Source organism: Tannerella forsythia (assembly GCF_001006485.1).
GTDB classification, from domain to species: Bacteria; Bacteroidota; Bacteroidia; order Bacteroidales; family Tannerellaceae; genus Tannerella; species Tannerella forsythia.
Map to the genome: position 1 here is coordinate 1 of NZ_JUET01000001.1, position 16,341 is coordinate 16,341.

General features: G+C 45.2%; 12 protein-coding genes, 1 tRNA gene and 1 pseudogene. 13 read left to right on the forward strand and 1 reads right to left on the reverse strand.

Going from position 1 to position 16,341, the window contains the following annotated elements; all coding sequences use genetic code 11:
* Positions 1 to 257 precede the first annotated feature (257 nt).
* The 6 genes from Tanf_RS15960 to Tanf_RS00025 all read left to right on the forward strand — a co-directional run bounded on the left by Tanf_RS15960 (position 258) and on the right by Tanf_RS00025 (position 5,794).
* Positions 258 to 515, forward strand: coding sequence for a response regulator transcription factor (locus Tanf_RS15960; RefSeq protein WP_161794921.1), 258 nt, complete (start codon positions 258 to 260; stop codon positions 513 to 515).
* A gap of 446 nt (positions 516 to 961) precedes the next feature.
* Positions 962 to 1,672 carry a LolA-like protein gene (locus Tanf_RS00005; protein ID WP_140230607.1) on the forward strand — a complete coding sequence of 237 codons (711 nt, stop codon included), beginning with the start codon at positions 962 to 964 and terminating at the stop codon, positions 1,670 to 1,672.
* A gap of 116 nt (positions 1,673 to 1,788) precedes the next feature.
* Positions 1,789 to 3,702 (forward strand): TonB-dependent receptor plug domain-containing protein, encoded by a 1,914-nt coding sequence (locus Tanf_RS00010; protein ID WP_161794922.1) that lies wholly within the window; start codon positions 1,789 to 1,791, stop codon positions 3,700 to 3,702.
* On the forward strand, positions 3,699 to 3,998 hold the full coding sequence (locus tag Tanf_RS14985) for a hypothetical protein (protein WP_060827434.1): 300 nt from the start codon (positions 3,699 to 3,701) through the stop codon (positions 3,996 to 3,998). The genes Tanf_RS00010 and Tanf_RS14985 overlap by 4 nt, the downstream gene beginning before the upstream one ends.
* Positions 3,979 to 4,839: a YcaO-like family protein gene (locus Tanf_RS00015; RefSeq protein ID WP_161794923.1), complete on the forward strand. Its 861-nt coding sequence runs from the start codon at positions 3,979 to 3,981 to the stop codon at positions 4,837 to 4,839. Before Tanf_RS14985 ends, Tanf_RS00015 begins: the two co-directional genes overlap by 20 nt.
* A 319-nt stretch (positions 4,840 to 5,158) precedes the next feature.
* Positions 5,159 to 5,794, forward strand: coding sequence for an ABC transporter permease (locus Tanf_RS00025; protein ID WP_262509264.1), 636 nt, complete (start codon positions 5,159 to 5,161; stop codon positions 5,792 to 5,794).
* A 53-nt stretch (positions 5,795 to 5,847) separates the two neighbouring features.
* Here the strand turns inward: Tanf_RS00025 and Tanf_RS16195 are convergent.
* Positions 5,848 to 6,027 (reverse strand): annotated as a pseudogene (locus Tanf_RS16195) (transposase); the annotation flags it as partial.
* A 187-nt stretch (positions 6,028 to 6,214) separates the two neighbouring features.
* Here Tanf_RS16195 and Tanf_RS00030 point away from each other — a divergent pair.
* The 7 genes from Tanf_RS00030 to Tanf_RS00060 form a co-directional block, all read left to right on the forward strand.
* Positions 6,215 to 6,288 (forward strand) — tRNA-Ile (locus Tanf_RS00030).
* Between the two features lie 48 nt (positions 6,289 to 6,336).
* On the forward strand, positions 6,337 to 7,884 hold the full coding sequence (gene flxA / locus Tanf_RS00035) for a flexirubin biosynthesis tyrosine ammonia-lyase FlxA (protein ID WP_046824457.1): 1,548 nt from the start codon (positions 6,337 to 6,339) through the stop codon (positions 7,882 to 7,884).
* A gap of 3 nt (positions 7,885 to 7,887) precedes the next feature.
* On the forward strand, positions 7,888 to 8,259 hold the full coding sequence (locus Tanf_RS00040; RefSeq protein WP_014224170.1) for a hypothetical protein: 372 nt from the start codon (positions 7,888 to 7,890) through the stop codon (positions 8,257 to 8,259).
* Between the two features lie 12 nt (positions 8,260 to 8,271).
* The gene (gene flxY, locus Tanf_RS00045; RefSeq protein ID WP_046824454.1) at positions 8,272 to 9,591 is read left to right on the forward strand and encodes a flexirubin biosynthesis putative acyl-CoA ligase FlxY; all 1,320 of its coding nucleotides are present in this window, start codon (positions 8,272 to 8,274) and stop codon (positions 9,589 to 9,591) included.
* Complete coding sequence (locus tag Tanf_RS00050; protein ID WP_014224168.1) at positions 9,581 to 10,705, forward strand: lysophospholipid acyltransferase family protein; 1,125 nt, start codon at positions 9,581 to 9,583, stop codon at positions 10,703 to 10,705. Before flxY ends, Tanf_RS00050 begins: the two co-directional genes overlap by 11 nt.
* A gap of 96 nt (positions 10,706 to 10,801) precedes the next feature.
* Positions 10,802 to 14,284 (forward strand): type IX secretion system periplasmic lipoprotein PorW/SprE, encoded by a 3,483-nt coding sequence (gene porW, locus Tanf_RS00055; protein ID WP_046824455.1) that lies wholly within the window; start codon positions 10,802 to 10,804, stop codon positions 14,282 to 14,284.
* A gap of 360 nt (positions 14,285 to 14,644) precedes the next feature.
* The coding region (locus Tanf_RS00060) for an IgGFc-binding protein (RefSeq protein ID WP_201774564.1) at positions 14,645 to 16,341 on the forward strand (1,697 nt) is incomplete at its 3' end.

Here is a 16,341-nt window from a genome sequence, read left to right on the forward strand (position 1 = left end):
AAAAGAATGAAAAGTATTGATTTTTAATTTTTTTTAGTAATTTAAGGAACCCGTTTTTTGAACTTAAATTTAAAATTAAAAATTAAAGATTCTTTTAAGGCTTTTTGCGAGGTTGCGAAGAAATAATTTTTTTTCAATCAATTCACGAAAGATAAAGTCCCCCCCCATTTTGGCCGCCTTTATCCACCACCCCTAAATTTAGGGGGCCCCCCCCCCCCCCCCGCATTATAAACTGCTATACAGGAATATATTACCGCTTGCATCCTAATCTTCGATATTGGATTCAGAAAGTTCCGATAGCACTGAACAATAGGGAGCAGCAAATTCTAATTCTTTCGTCTCAAGGACTGACGGAGCATGAAATATCAGATCGATTATACATCTCTTCCTCTAGAATAAAAACGATTAAAGCAAATATAATGAGAAAATTAAAAGTTAAAAATATACATCATGCCATATACCGAGCATATATATACGGTCTTATTATGGCGGTTAATGACAAGAAATATCTATAACGTATCTTTAAAAATACTTTTGTATATAGCAGAAAGAGACTAAAGAATACTGTCTATAAGATTGATTTTGCTCTATCTTTGCAACAAAGTTCTATGTCATTGTGGTTATCTCATTGATGTTGCGAATTGAATGTTTAACTAAATTATTTTAAGCTATGTTACATTTAGATCAAAATCTAAGTTTTGTTAGGGTTTCTCATGAAGATGCTGTTAGTGTTGCAGACTTGAATGTAACTGCAGATGATGTTGGCTCAGAAGTCGCTCCTGGTTGCTGTGGAACCTTTGGGACCTTTGGAACAGCGGGAGGGTGTTGCGGAACTTTCGGCACATATGGATGTGCGGGAGGAGCTGAGATAACGCAACTGTGAACCAGGTCTTAACGTCTGTACCGAATGGGATTGGTTAAATCAGCCGCCTATTCGGTACACACTACAAAAAGTAAAATTATGAAAGCAATAATTCGCATTATAACAATAGTGCTTGCACTCTTATACTGGACATCATCATCTTTAGCAGAAGATATGTCTGAGATTGTCAGTAAGCATGTTGCAGCTCTCGGGAAGCATGCCAATCGCCTACATTCTATACAGATCGAACAGAAACTACTTTCGAATGGAGTAGAATCTATTCAAACAACAATATTGGTGCCTAAGCATTTCTTCTACCAACAGATGATCCTCCAAGGTGGGCAAGTCCTCACCTATGTAAGAGACAGCTTGGGCTGGAGCTTAAATAGCTTTGTATCATCTAAGGTCAGGATGATGTCTCCTCAAGAATGTGCGACTTTCTTGCTACTGAATACTCAGATGCTGGGGCCTATTTATGAGTACGGTACTGACTCTATCAATGGGCCTGTCCAGACCATCACGTTGGAAGGTGATGATAAGATCGAGGAGGAGCCTTGTCATCGAATGAAAGTAGTCTACAAGGGAGGCATAGGAGAGACAGATGTCTATATCTCGAAAAAGAGTTATTTGATTAAGATGACAGTTAATGTACTTGGTAAGACGTTCTTCTCAAACTATCGATCGGTACATGGCATTGTATTCCCCCACAGGATTGAAATTATCAATGCGTATGGTAAAGCCGTAGGAGATGTTTTATCTATAAAGCAAAATCCTTCTATAGAATTTGATAGACTTAAGATTACCCCATAGTATTGTGTTTTATGTATGCCCGCATATTTACACTATACATGCTTTCTCTATGGTTAGCAAATGATGGGATTACTTTCGCCCAGAACAGTAAGAGTGTTGGGAAAGACACACTCTCCATGAGCTACTTACTCTCAGAAGTAGTAGTGACAGCTTCCAAGGTGAAGTATAGGTATCAAGACAATACGCTTATATATAAAGTTGTTGATGATGAAGGGGCTAAATTCGCTATATCAACTGTTGATATCCTACGTAGGACTCCCCTGGTAACAATTGGTGCTAATAATACGCCTATGATTCAGGGGAATTCCAAGATTAAGGTACTCATCGATGGCAAAGAGCTCTATGGGATTCCTTCCAGCCAAGTGCTGTCACTCGTTGCTCCTACAGATATTCAGAGAATAGAAGTTTCTACAATGCCTAGTGCTATGTATGCTGCAGAGAGCATTGGTGGAGTAATAAATATTATTACATCTCGCCAGCATATGAGCTCTTTCTCTGGGGCAGGAAATATTGGTATAGGGAGTAAGGGAAGCCATATCTCTATGACATTGCTCTCTCCCCTCAGTAAGAATTGGAGTATAAATACCAATCTATACGGTCTCATCGGCTATTCTCATATCTCAACTAGTAGAAGCTGGATAAGTACTGGTCGTTTTCCGATCACTTGGCGAAGCGAAGCCACAGGGAACAGCCTTGCACAGCTCTATAATGGAAGTATCACTCTTAGCTATCACCGAAATCCCTCTAAGTTTGATGTTGGTGTTCGTTTTTTTGCACAATACTCTACCCTCAAAGAGCGGGATAAGGGAAAACTGACCAAACTAACAAGTGGAAATGATGTTTATAACTTGTTGAGCAGTTACGAATATAAACTTAATCCAGTTGGGAGCATCAAGGCGTACACCTCACTGCTCTATACTCCTATCTCCAATCGCTTAGAGATAAATGGCCAGGACATTAGGGATAAACAATCTCTCATGCTATGGCTCAATGATATTAGCCTGAATCTTCCGATAGGGGGGCGAACCCAGATGGTTGCTGGTGGTCGGTGGGCCAAAAGCCAGATTTTTCATGGAAGTCGTCTATCAGAGCTCATCAATCAACAATCTATCCTATCGATCTATCTGGAGTTTACCCATAGATGGTCTCCTCGACTAAGCGCTATTTTAGGGTTACGATATGAGAGATGGGAGAGACAATGCGAGCAGCAATCTTCCGGGTGGTTTCTTAATTCGTCTCTTACCTATGACCTGGACATTAGAACTAAGCTATCTGTAGGGGTGGGGCAACGCATTAGTCGTCCCTCTCTATCTGAGCAGATCACAGGAAGGAAATATGTTTCGGAAGTCCTGTATGTCACAGGAAATCCCAACGTGGAGTCTGCCAAACCGATCAAAATGGAGATCAGTCTGTCTAGGTTTTTAGGGGCTAATTTTCTGAAATTCTCACTCTTCCATGAGCATAGCAAAAGATCAGTGGCTTTCTACATGAGGCCGGAAAATGAAGAATTGGTTATGTCTCCAGTGAATCTATCCAAGCATATATCCTATGGTGCAAATGCTTGGGGCAATCTTTCACTGTTTAGGGGCGATTTATCGTTCTCTTCTGGACTTAACGTCCAGCATGTAGATATTAGATACAGTGATATCTTCAACAAGGGCTGGATGTGGGATTTTAGTGTTAACATTCATTGCCGTTTGGGAAAATATTATGCGATCAATTTTTTTGGTTCACTTCAGAGTAAAAAGATACACTTACAGGGATATAGCCTCCCATACACGTATAGTAACCTGTCTATAGAGAGATTCTTTGGGGGTGAGGGGACATCTGCACTTGCATTGTCTGTAGATAATCCATTTACTCGAGCTATCAAAGAGCAGAAAGAATACCATACCTATAATGATCTGTATAGCGATCGGGTTGAATACTTTAATCGAGGCATACGACTTATCTTCAAGTATCGCTTTGGGAAAAAGAATATAGAAGACAAAGATATCCAACCAAGAAATATATTAAATGACTTATTATGAATTTATTATTGAGAGAAAAATTGCCTGTTATTCTTCAAGAATTCTTTTGGGATGTAAATGTAAAGTTTCCTCAAGCCCCGAAGCTTGTTGAAGGAATTAGGGTTTATGTTGCTCCCAATGGCTTGGGAATTCAGTTTCGAGGGAGTTCTGAGAGAGTCGCGATCAAAGGTAAGAGATCTATTGTATTATGGGAATGGTTATCCCGTTTACTTAATGGAGAATATACCCTTGATGATATCTTTCATTATGCTATGGAAGAGTCCTCATACCAAGACATTGTGCCTAAACACTTCTGAAGAAACCTATCTACCAATAGAAACAGTATTTCTTACAGCCTTAAAAAGGGATTCTTCTACATTATTTACAAATCCGATATCATCAGGGCTATCATTCTATACAAACAAGGAGGTCGCTTCAATCAAAGGAATATTTGAGGTCATTGAGAGAGATGCTCTAATGTATTGGTGGCATACAAACCTACAGAGTGCAACAGAGATAAATATATACAACTCTGTTAATAAGGTGGTTATAGATCGAATATATAGGATTCTTGAGGTTGGATTAAGAATTAGGCTCTTGAATATATCTAGATTTCCCGAAATTCCAGTCGTATTGTGTGTTATTTCTGGAAAGTCATATCCATATGCAGGATTTGGGATTTCATGCAACACAAGCATGATAAGTGCAATTTGTAAATCAATTGATGAGTCTGTTTCTATTCGAACAATGTCTCATTGGGCTAGATCCTCTGAAAAAGTTGATTGTAATAACTTTGATTGGGTTCAAGAGTTACCAGATCATATGCATTTGTATGCAAATTGGAAAGATTCTCCTATTGTAGAGAAGCTAATGCAAACAGACTTTCCCAAGGTCGATGCTGTATACTATACAAAATCATTCTCAGAGGAGCCATGTCTATTCTTAAAACAACTAGTTGGGTATCTGGATACTCATGGCTACAAAGTATACTGGAAAGATTTGACCCTTCCCGAAGTACGGCATTTAGGAGTTGTCTCAAAGATTATTATCCCCAAAATGATTCCTCTTTCTCAATCACAAAATATCCGATGGTTAGGAAACCTTCATCCTAATCCAACGAAAGCAATTGTTAATCAATATCCACATCCATTTGCATAGCTTATGTTTAAATCAATTCTACCATTAGATATTGAATATCATATCTCTTCCAGAAATAATAAAGCCTTGTTTTCTTCTAAGGCTGATCATCTGAGGCACTATAATGAGTATATCGTAAATCTTCAGCACAATGTGGGGCTTTCTATATATCGGTCAATTCCCCTGGTCAGACTCCCTCCTCCAATAATGATTGCGGATTCTTTTCAAGATGTTGTGGAAAAACGTTGCAGTCGTAGGGATTTTCATGCTCATAATATCCAACTAGATGAACTATCTACTCTCCTGTCTTTAGCAGCTGGATATAAGCAATCTGACCCTTATCTTATACAACAACAACCTACTTCGGAGTATGGCAGAGGAAAAAAGTAATAAATTAGCAGAAGTTCTATCCATATATATAGACCCAAAGTATTTAGTTTTAGGCAAGATTTTGGGAATGAGTATTGCATCATTGTTACAGGTTGCGATATGGATTATAGCTTATGCAGGATACTTCTTGGTTCTGATTTGGTATGATGCAAACTATATTGGGCACTATGATTCTAGTGTGTCCCCAATCGATACACTTATGTCTTTTATTCAGATAAACATCCATAACACTGTTGGCATTGAATTCCCTCTCTTTTTCTTTTTGGGTATTCTTCTAAATGGAGCTATATTCTCTATTATCGCAACTTTGTCAAGTAGCAAAGCAGGTAGATTTTTGATTCCATTAGGAAATATGCTAATTATCTTGACTATTTATTTTGGGATGTATGTTGCAGGCAACCCTGATACTGAAATGACTCAAATATTATCCTACCTTCCAATCTCAAGTTATATCGCAATTCCAGTACTATCTGTATATGGGATACCAAAGATGAGAATATTTATATCACTCTTTGTTCTATCTGTTGGGGTTACCTTAGGGCTGTTGTTGTCTATAACATTGTACAAAAAAAGCTTGAGATGTTAGATATGATAGTACATCAGTACATACGATCATGTGGCAAGTCCTGAGAAACTCTACGCGCGTGTCAGCTTACGCTGGATAACCATCAAAAGGAGGTTGGCAACCAGTGTGGTCCAAATCTGAATCTGTATGGCATTGGCGCCCTCTCCATAGAAGATCTTCAATGGAAAGTTCAGCTTGATCTATTTGAAGAGCAGCTCTATGAGCCAACGTTTGCGATAGATTTCAATGATCTCCCTTGGATCCGCTTTTGAGACGTCTCAGACAATTTGGAGAGGCTATATGGTAGCCATACATTCTCTCCCATGCCTGATGTCTGTTTAATTGTCATCAATTGTTATGGGAAAGTGAAAAACAGATTTGCGGGTTTCGATTAAAACGCTTACCTTTGCTCGCGATTTCTGAACATCGTTTCCAAGAATCGGTCCCATAGCTCAGTTGGTTAGAGCACCTGACTCATAATCAGGGAGTCCTTGGTTCAAGCCCAAGTGGGACCACGCGTTGGATGCATTTGTGCAAAATGCTTTTTTAGAGAATGTATGGACATGGAAAAAACCGTTACGTATCAATCAGAGAAGGGTTTTTCAATACACGACGTGGAGAGACTGCTGTTGGGGCAGAGTCATCTAAAACTATCCGCAGAATCGTTGCAAAAAGTAGAACGTTGCTTCATTTTTTTACGTGAATTTTCGACCGACAAAGTGATCTACGGCATCAATACCGGTTTCGGTCCGATGGCGCAATATCGCGTGGACGACAATTGTCTGAAACAACTGCAATACAATATTATCCGAAGCCATTCGACAGGAGCCGGCGAACCATTGGATCCGATCTACGTGAAAGCGGCTATGATCGCAAGATTATCAACCTTTTTACAAGGTTATTCCGGCATACATACAGACCTCGTGCGATTGCTGACCGAGTTTATCAACCGCGACATCTGCCCGTTCATCCCCGAACACGGGAGTGTAGGAGCAAGTGGCGACCTTGTGCAGTTGGCACATATTGCCCTGACCCTGATCGGAGAAGGTGAAGTTTTCTACGAAGGCAAGCGCCGGCCAACGGCCGAAGTGATGCAGAAAGAGAAACTCTCTCCCCTCGATATTTACATTCGGGAGGGGTTGTCGGCCACGAACGGCACCTCGGTCATGACGGGGATCGGACTGGTGAACCTGATTTACGCCAAGAGGCTGCTACATTGGTCGATCGCCGCTTCGGTGATGATGAATGAGATCGCATCATCATACGATGACCTGATGTCGCCCGGACTGAATGCGACGAAGCGACACGAGGGGCAGCAGGAGATAGCACGTGCAATGTGCCGGTGGGCGGCCGGGAGCAAAGCGATGCGTAAACGCGAGATCGAAATGTTTCAACGGCATACCGAGAAAGTATTCGGACACAAGGTACAGGCTTACTATTCGCTTCGTTGCGTGCCGCAAATATTAGGTCCGATATGGGATACGATGGCCTACGCAGAGAAGGTGCTCGTCGATGAACTGAACTCAGCTTGTGACAACCCGATCGTAGATCCGGAGGCGCAATACGTCTATCACGGAGGCAACTTCCACGGCGATTATATTTCGTTCGAAATGGATAAGTTAAAAATTGCCGTGACCAAAATGACGATGCTGGCGGAGCGACAACTCAACTACCTGTTTCATAATCGAATTAACGACGATATTTTGCCGCCGTTCGTGAATCTCGGCGTACTGGGACTCAACTACGGCCTGCAAGCTGCACAATTCACGGCCACCTCGACAACGGCCGAGTGCCAGACGCTCTCGAACCCGATGTACATCCACAGCATCCCGAACAACAACGATAATCAAGACATTGTAAGCATGGGTGCCAATGCAGCCTTGATGGCTAAAACGGTTATTGAGAACGGCTATCAGGTAATGGCCATCCATTTTATGGCGCTTGTGCAAGCCGTCGACTACCTGAAACTGCAACCGCGGATGGCGGAGAAGACACGCGCTGTCTACGACGAAATCCGTGCGTTCTTTCCGGTCTTTACGGACGACACGCCGAAATACCGGGAGATCGAAACAATGATTACTTATTTAAAATCTTCAGGAAAAAGAATATAAGCCATGAAAGTTCCCGAAAAATATTACGACGAAATCTTCGAATTTAATGGGCTGTGGGACGTCGTGTCGAAATGCGGTCTTAAAATCATAGATAAAGGAGGGAAAAAGACGGTCATTGTCACTGAACTGTATCAGGATAATCCCGGCACTTCGGTTACGTATGCAGGATATGCATTAGCCCGTCAAATCTGTGAACGCAAGAACTTAGAAATAAACAATATTCGCTATTTGGAATGTAATCCCGATACGCAATCTAAACTCTCGTTTTACGATGAGGAGTATTTTGAAGTGACTTTTCCCAAAGCAACGGGAGAAAGTAACCGGGCAACTTACCGTCAACTGTCGAAAGACGAAGTCATGGCTCTATTTGTATAACTTGTCGCACGCATGAACATCACTCCCGGCATAGAAACGCAACCGGCCGCAACCATCAAACAGTTTCAGGAAGCCAAACTGGCGGTTGCTTTAGCTTATCTGTCCGATTATTCGACTTTTTATCAGCGGATGTTCAATCAATATCGTATCGACATAAAGAAAATCAGAACCCTGAAAGACCTGACTGCGATTCCATTTACCGAAAAATCCGACCTTCAGACGTATAACAAAGACTTTATCTGCGTGCCGCAGCATAAGATCATCGACTACATCACCACGTCGGGGACGCTTGGCGACCCTGTGACGTTTGCCATGACGGATGCCGACCTCGAGCGATTGGCTTACAACGAGCAAATCTCCTTTCAATGTGCCGGTGCCAAGCCGGGCGACATCTTCCAGCTGATGACAACGATCGACAAGCGATTCATGGCTGGATTGGCATACTTCCTCGGCATACGCAAGCTGGGCGCGGGTATCGTTCGTGTCGGGAACGGTATCCCCGAACTGCAATGGGACACGATCCGGCGTATCTGCCCTGACACGATCATCGTCGTGCCGTCGTTCATCCTGCGTATCATCGAATATGCCGAGAAGCACGGCATCGATTATCGCCGTTCGAGCGTGCGGAAAGCCGTCTGCATCGGTGAGAACCTGCGCGAACAGGATTTTTCTCTCAATTTGTTAGGGCAAACTATCCGCGAGAAGTGGGACATCGAACTGTATTCTACTTACGCTTCTACCGAGATGGCCACCACTTTCACCGAGTGTCATTGCGGATGCGGCGGACATCATCATCCCGAACTGATCATCTGTGAACTGGTCGACGAAAAAGGAGCACCCGTCGAAGAAGGCGAAGAAGGCGAATTAGTGGTGACGACACTGGGCGTGGAAGGAATGCCGTTATTGCGTTTTAAGACGGGGGATCTGGCACGCTTCCACTGCGAGCCGTGCCGCTGTGGACGGACAACCATGCGTATAAGCCCTATCATCGGACGGCGTAACCATATGGTGAAGTACAAAGGCACAACACTCTACCCGCCCGCCGTCTTCGACGTGCTGGATCAGACGCCCTACGTCGAGAACTATGTGATGGAAGTCAGCGATAACGAGTACGGTAACGACCGTATTGTCGTCCGGATCGGACTGCGCGGACAACCGTCGTTCGACGTGACGAAAGAGTTGAAAGACCGCTTTCGTGCTCGCATACGGGTAGCTCCGGAGATCGAGATCGCCGAAGCCGGCGAGATACGACGGATCAATTATCCGGACATGAGCCGCAAACCTGTGAAATTCATTGATAAACGCAAACATACGGCGAGCCATGCATCATAAATTCAACGATATCCGTCCTTTCTGTACTTCGGAAATACCGGAAGCGATGCAAGTCATTGCCGAAAGCGAACACTTCGAACTGCTGGCACGTTATATCTTTCCGGACAGAGACGTCGAAGAAGTGCGGGAGATGATACGAACTATCCGGACAACGGACGAGTTTCAACTCAACGTGATGTATTACGTGAACGAACAAATCGTTCGCCGCTCGATCACCCGGTTGACTCAAAACAGTTTCGCTCACCTTGACCCCCGAAAGCCATACCTTTTTGTCTCCAACCACCGCGACATCATGCTTGACTCGTCATTGCTCCAATATATTCTGCATATCAATGGCTTTCGTACGACGGAGATCACTTTCGGCAGCAACCTGATGCAGGAAGCATTAGTCACAAACATCGGGCGTGCCAACAAAATGTTTAAAGTGATACGCAGCAGCAACCTCCATGATTTTCTGAAGAATTCGATGCTCCTCTCGGAATACATCCGCCACACCCTCACGCAAAAAGGCGAATCAGTCTGGATCGCACAGCGTAACGGACGTACGAAGGACGGTCATGACGCAACGGACCAAGGGATGATCAAAATGTTCTGCATGAGTGACAAATCCGACTTACCTCGCTCTGTCGGTGAATTGAATATTGTCCCTATGGCGATTTCGTATCAAATAGAACCGTGCGATATCCTCAAGACACGTGAACTGTATCTCTCGCAAGGCGGCGAAAAATATGTCAAACAACCGGATGAAGACCTGAACAGCATCCTCACCGGCATCATGCAACCTAAGGGAAGGGTACATCTCAGCCTCGGCAATCCGATCACGTACGAACAGCTCCCATCCGGCCAACGCCATGCCAACGAGTTCTATAAAGGAGTCGCCTCGTTGATCGATAAGCAAATCTACGCGCATTACAAACTCTACGATAACAATTACATCGCTCATGACATGCGCAGCGGTACATCGACCTACGCCGACCGCTACACCCTTGAAGCAAAGAAGATTTTCGAAGAGCGCTGCAACGCAATGCTACAACAACTCGAAGGAGATCGCAGCACGTTGCTCAATATTTTTCTTGGCATTTACGCGAATCCGGTTGACAATGCACCGAAATGATCGTAATTTCGCTTTTGTACGGGTTTATGCATAACGGAACAATAAACCGAAAAGAAATCAGTTATTTTACAGACAGGATAGACAGCGACAGAAAACGTGAGAAGATATTACGATATTTTTTTATGGGTAGGGACGGCACTGCTTTTACTGGGAGCGTGCAGTACGAAGAAGAACACGGTGGCCAGCCGCCGGTGGCATGCTTTTACTGCCCGATACAACACGTATTTCAACGGTAAGACCTCATTTGACGAACAGTTGGCCGACATGTACAACAACTACAAGGAAAATTATACCGAACGAATCTTCCTGTACCCCATCAGTGCGAAACCGAAGGACAAAAACGAGACGGGCGGCCCGTTCGATCGGGCGATAGAGAAAGGGAATAAGGCAATCAAACAACATTCTATCCGAAAAAAGCCGGCACGCAGGGAAGGATGGCGTAACGATCCGAAACAACTGGCGTTGCAAAACAAAGAGGAATACAATCCATTCCTGAAGCATTGCTGGATGCTCATCGCACAGGGACAGTTTTACAATGCTGACTTTTTGCAAGCCTCGGCTACATTCTCCTACATCGCCCGTCACTATGAAACGGACAAAGAAATGGTCGCTGCGGCACGGATATGGCAGGCACGCTGCTATGCCGAGTTGGGATGGCTCTATGAGACGGAAACAGCCTTGGCGCGTCTGAAAGAAAACGGCTTTCCTGCATCGAACCAAGGGGAATATGACCGCGTTTATGCCGATTACCTCGTGAAAAGCGGACGGTTTGAAGAAGCTGTACCGGAATTGCAGAAAGGAATAGGGAAAGAAAAAAATCGTCGCCAACGTACTCGCATGCGCTATCTGCTCGGACAGTTGCAGGCGGAACTGGGGCAAAACGAGGCTGCTTATCAGACTTTCGGGAAGGTAGCCTCTTCGAACGCCCCGTACGAGATGGTGTTTGCAGCGCGTATCCGGCAAGCCGAAGTGCTTCCACCCGGCCGTTACCCGCAAGTGCTGAAGATCCTGAATCGCATGGCCCGGAGCGATAAAAACAAGGATTTTCTCGATCAGGTCTATACCGCTATCGGAAATGCCTATATGAGTCGCAGCGATACGGCCAACGCGATCACGAACTACGCTCTCGGTATCGAAAAGAGTACGCAGGGCGGACTTGATCTCGCGATCTGCCAAATCAAACTGGGCGATATCTATTTCGCCCAAAAAGAGTATGTAAAGGCACAGCCTTGTTTCAGCGGTGCGCTGAGCGGCATCCGGAAAGAATATAAGGACTATGACCGTGTGGCACTGTTGTCGGCAGCGTTGGACGAACTAGTGGTACATGTCGAAGCGGTGCATCTGCAAGACAGTTTGCAGGCGTTGGCCAAACTGCCGGAGTCGGAACGGTTGGCGATGATCGATAAAATCATAGAGGAAGTCAAAGAAAAAGAAAAGAAGGAAGCTGAAGATGCGCGACGAGAACGCTATCTCGCCGAGCAGGAGGGGAGAGGCAACGATTTCGGCCAGCGTCCGAATATGCAAGCCAACCTTCAATCGCTCTCCGTTAATTCGGGGGGGGGCGCATTCTATTTTTACAATGACCAAACCGTGGCACAGGGTAAGACACAGTTCCAGAATAAATGGGGCAAACGCGTGAATCAGGATGACTGGCGTCGCCGCGATAAAGTCATGAACATGGCTTCACCGCTTGAAAACCGACGCGTAGACGAAGAGAACCGGATGCAGTTCGACGAGGAAGGCAACCCGATCGAGGCGCCTGTCGATTCGATGCAAATGGTGATGGATTCGCTATCGTCCGACCCGAAATCGCGTGAGTATTATCTGCAACAGATTCCTTTCTCGGAAGAAGACTTGGAGGCCTCGAACATCATCATTGCCGACGGATTGTTCAACATGGGTATGATCTACAAGGACAAGTTAGAGAACAAACAACTCTCGGTCGAGACATTCAGGGAACTGGAGCGTCGTTTTCCGGAAAACAAATACCGGATGGATTATTACTTCCAGTCATATCTGATGGGGCTTCGGTACAAAGACCAACCGTTGGAAACGGAATACAAGAACAAACTGATACAAGTCTTCCCTGAGAGTGACTATGCCAAAGCCGTGGCCGACCCCAACTACGAATACAACATCCGCATGATGGACCGGGTACAGGATTCACTCTACGAAACGACCTACAATCACTACCTGGCGAACGACACTTTGTTTGTACGACGCAGCTACCGTCATTTCAGCGAGACATATCCGCTGGCCACGCTGATGCCTAAATTCATGTTTGTCGAGGCGCTCACCTACGTGCAGTCCGGCGACGCAGCAGGTTTCAAAGACGCTTTGCAGAAACTGGTCGAGAAATATCCGTCGGCCGACGTGACGGAGCTGGCCAACGAGATGCTCAAAGGTATCCTGCGCGGTCGCCAATTAGTGCAGGGCAATATGACGGGCATGAAGTGGAACCTGCGCTTCGGGCTTGACGAGTACGGACAGCTGTCGGCAGCCGACTCGGCGCGGCAGTTCGTCGACCATCCGCAGTCGCCACACCGCATGGTCTTACTCTACCCGACCGGAGCCGTCGACCGCAACCAGTTGCTCTACGCCGTAGCTGCATACAACTTTGCCCATTTCGAAGTTAAGAGCTTCGACTTGATCATGGAAGAGGCCGGATCGTTCAGCATGCTAATCATAAGCGGATTCAATAGCTTGGAAGAGACGCTTAGTTATTACGCGATGATCTATGCACCTGAAGGATATGCCTCGGCAATCGATCGTGCCGTATCGTTCTTCCCGTTCTCCGACGAGAATTACGAAACCCTGTTGCACGGTAAGACGCTCGAAGAATACATGGCATTCTTTGCCGAGAAATACGGAGCGCAGGCGCCTGAGCTCGTAGCCCGCTGGCGGATGCAGGTGGCGGCCGATGAAAAAGAAACTGCACACGAAGACATCGCTGTGGAACAGGCGGCCGAGGTCGATACCGAGAACCTTGAAACGTCTGAGACAAAGAAGTTCCCTCAAAAGGAAACGAAAGAGGAAATTTCGGAAGAGATTCACCTCTCGCAACAAGAAACAGTACGGGAAATGCAAGAGCCATTCATCAAAAAAGAACAGGAACAACCTGTTGAAGAAGTAACAGAAGAAGTCGAACCCGAAGAAAAGAACGTCCGCGAAGTCGAGGAACAGGCTGTATCGACAGAAGAACAACAGACCGTCTCTCCGGATACAACGCAGACATCGCAAGATACCGTTCTCGTCAAACCGAAAGAGATCACACTCGAATATTTACAGAAGCGTCGTATGCAAACGGAAAAGAAAGAACGCCTTGAGCAGGAGGAAAAGGAAAAATCCCTTGAAGAAAAGCGTAAAGAAGCAGCAAAGCAAAAGAAGCAACTTCTGAAAGAACGCGAAACGCTTCGTCGTCAGAAAGCCAAAGAAGCCAAGGACCGCCTGAAGCAGAAAGAAAAAGAGCGGAAAGAGAAGGAAAAAGCCAACCGTCAGCGACAGAGAGAAAAAAAAGCGGCACGCAATACAGCGCAAAAAGAAAAAGCTGCCGCCCGCAAAGTCCGAACACGGAAGTGAGCAGACAGCTCCCATACCGATTGATCCGTCCGATGGACTGAGACTTTATCAAATATCACCAATGATTTCCTCCATGTGTGAATTGTGAATAATGTTAAATAATGATAATAGTGGCGAATCTCTGAATATTTCACTATAAAATAATTACCTTTGCATCATAATAAATCATAAAATCATCAAGTCGTTTGATCATTGACGTCAACATGCTCATATCAATTAATAAATAACATTATGAAGAGAAAGAAACTTTTATTTCTGTTTATGTGCTTATGCGTTTTAACCGGCCTCCGATCGCAAGATACCGAATTCTGGTTTGTAGCGCCACAATCCGGAATTCAAACTTTAAATAACGGAGGTTTCGTGTTTACGAATACCTCAACTAATAGTCCGGCAAGGGTTACGATCACCTATTACAAATCGGGACTTTCGGAAACTATCAACATTGGTCCCGGTCAAGGGGCACGTCGCATTATTGACCGGACTTTCTCCACTGCGAATGTGGAAAATATGATGATCAATGCGGGAAACGTGGTACCCTGTGGCATTCATATCGAATCGACGGAGAAACTGGTTGCATATTATATGTTTGATGCAAGTGCGACAAAAGATATCTTTACCTTGAAAGGAAAAGCAGCATTGGGAACGGAATTCTTTGTGCCCCAAACCACCGATGGTTTTTATATCAATGGTGATCCCGGAACAGGCAACAACTATCCGAACGCTTTCGACCAGATAGACATTGTGGCCACAGAAGATAATACAACGGTTACAGTTACCTTGACACGAGACTGTGTCAAGGAATACAATACTGCTACCGGCAATGGAACGGCTGATATTTCAGCCGGTACATATACCGTAACGCTTCCACATAAGGGCGATGTGATTAAATACTTGGAGAAAGGGCATGGCCCCGCGAATGCATTCAATACACTGGGTGGAACAAAAATTGTATCAGATAAACCGATTGCCGTGTCTTCGACCGAAGAGGTAACGAATCACGATATGGTTGCCGATCAGATTGTTCCGGTCGACAAAACCGGCACGCTTTATCCTATTGTGAAGGCCTATTCCGATTCCACGTTAGGCAGTTGGGGTACCCAATACTCGAGAGATCGCGTATATATTATGGCTACCGAAGACGACACAGATGTATTCGTCAATCTTCCGGACGGAAGCCAGCGACAGATCGGCGCAGGATTACAGGCCGGCAAAGCAGCTGCCTTTAACATGGGCGAATTGCATAAGCCTCCTTATGCCGTCAGCATCAAAACGAACAAACGCGCTTATTGTTTGCAGACGACTTCGCAAAGCTATCATCCCGGAGGCGCCGTGCTTCCCAGCATCTACAGCGTAGCAGCCAGCAAATTGTCTTTCTATCAGTTCCCGGCGCCGCTTGCCAATGAAAAAAACGCCATCTTTCTGGCTTATCGGGATACATGCGAGAAATATTTCGAAATCGAATATGGCGGAGTAACGTATAACCTGATGACGCTGGCCGGTATTCCCAGCACAGGTGCTACCGCCGACCAGATGGGACAGATCCCCGGTATTGCCGGATGGAGCTATATGCGTGTCACCCTCCCGGTTGCAGCGGACAATCAGGTCGTCACCATCTCCAACTCGGAGTCGGTATTCTCATTGGGCTATTTCTCCGGAAGCTTAACGCAACATTATGCTACCCTCGGATATCTATCGGCATTCGGCGATTGGAAATTCGATCCGGATACGATCTATCGTTGTGCGGCGAGTGCTAGACCTGTTAATCTGTTGGGAGGGTATGCAGCCAACTATAAATGGACCTTGCCGGACGGCAGTATTCGACAAGGAGCCGACCTGAGTATATTAAAAGCACGCGTACCGGGTATGTATATTCTGGAAATGGACCAGGAATTTCAAACATTGACCGATACGTGTTGGGTCCTTGACCTGGAATGGAATGCCTCCATCAAGCGCCAACCGAACAAACCGGCCAAGATCGGGGTTCCGCAACAGTTCAGCATCAAGATGAATCAGTCGATGCTCAACATGCCTACCCTACGCATCAAGTGGACTTTCGA

Coding starts and splice junctions, on each gene's coding strand:
- Tanf_RS00005 (WP_140230607.1), top strand. CDS start 962: ATGAAAGCAATAATTCGCATTATAACAATAGTGCTTGCACTCTTATAC.
- Tanf_RS00010 (WP_161794922.1), top strand. CDS start 1,789: ATGAGCTACTTACTCTCAGAAGTAGTAGTGACAGCTTCCAAGGTGAAG.
- Tanf_RS14985 (WP_060827434.1), top strand. CDS start 3,699: ATGAATTTATTATTGAGAGAAAAATTGCCTGTTATTCTTCAAGAATTC.
- flxA (WP_046824457.1), top strand. CDS start 6,337: ATGGAAAAAACCGTTACGTATCAATCAGAGAAGGGTTTTTCAATACAC.
- Tanf_RS00040 (WP_014224170.1), top strand. CDS start 7,888: ATGAAAGTTCCCGAAAAATATTACGACGAAATCTTCGAATTTAATGGG.
- flxY (WP_046824454.1), top strand. CDS start 8,272: ATGAACATCACTCCCGGCATAGAAACGCAACCGGCCGCAACCATCAAA.
- Tanf_RS00050 (WP_014224168.1), top strand. CDS start 9,581: ATGCATCATAAATTCAACGATATCCGTCCTTTCTGTACTTCGGAAATA.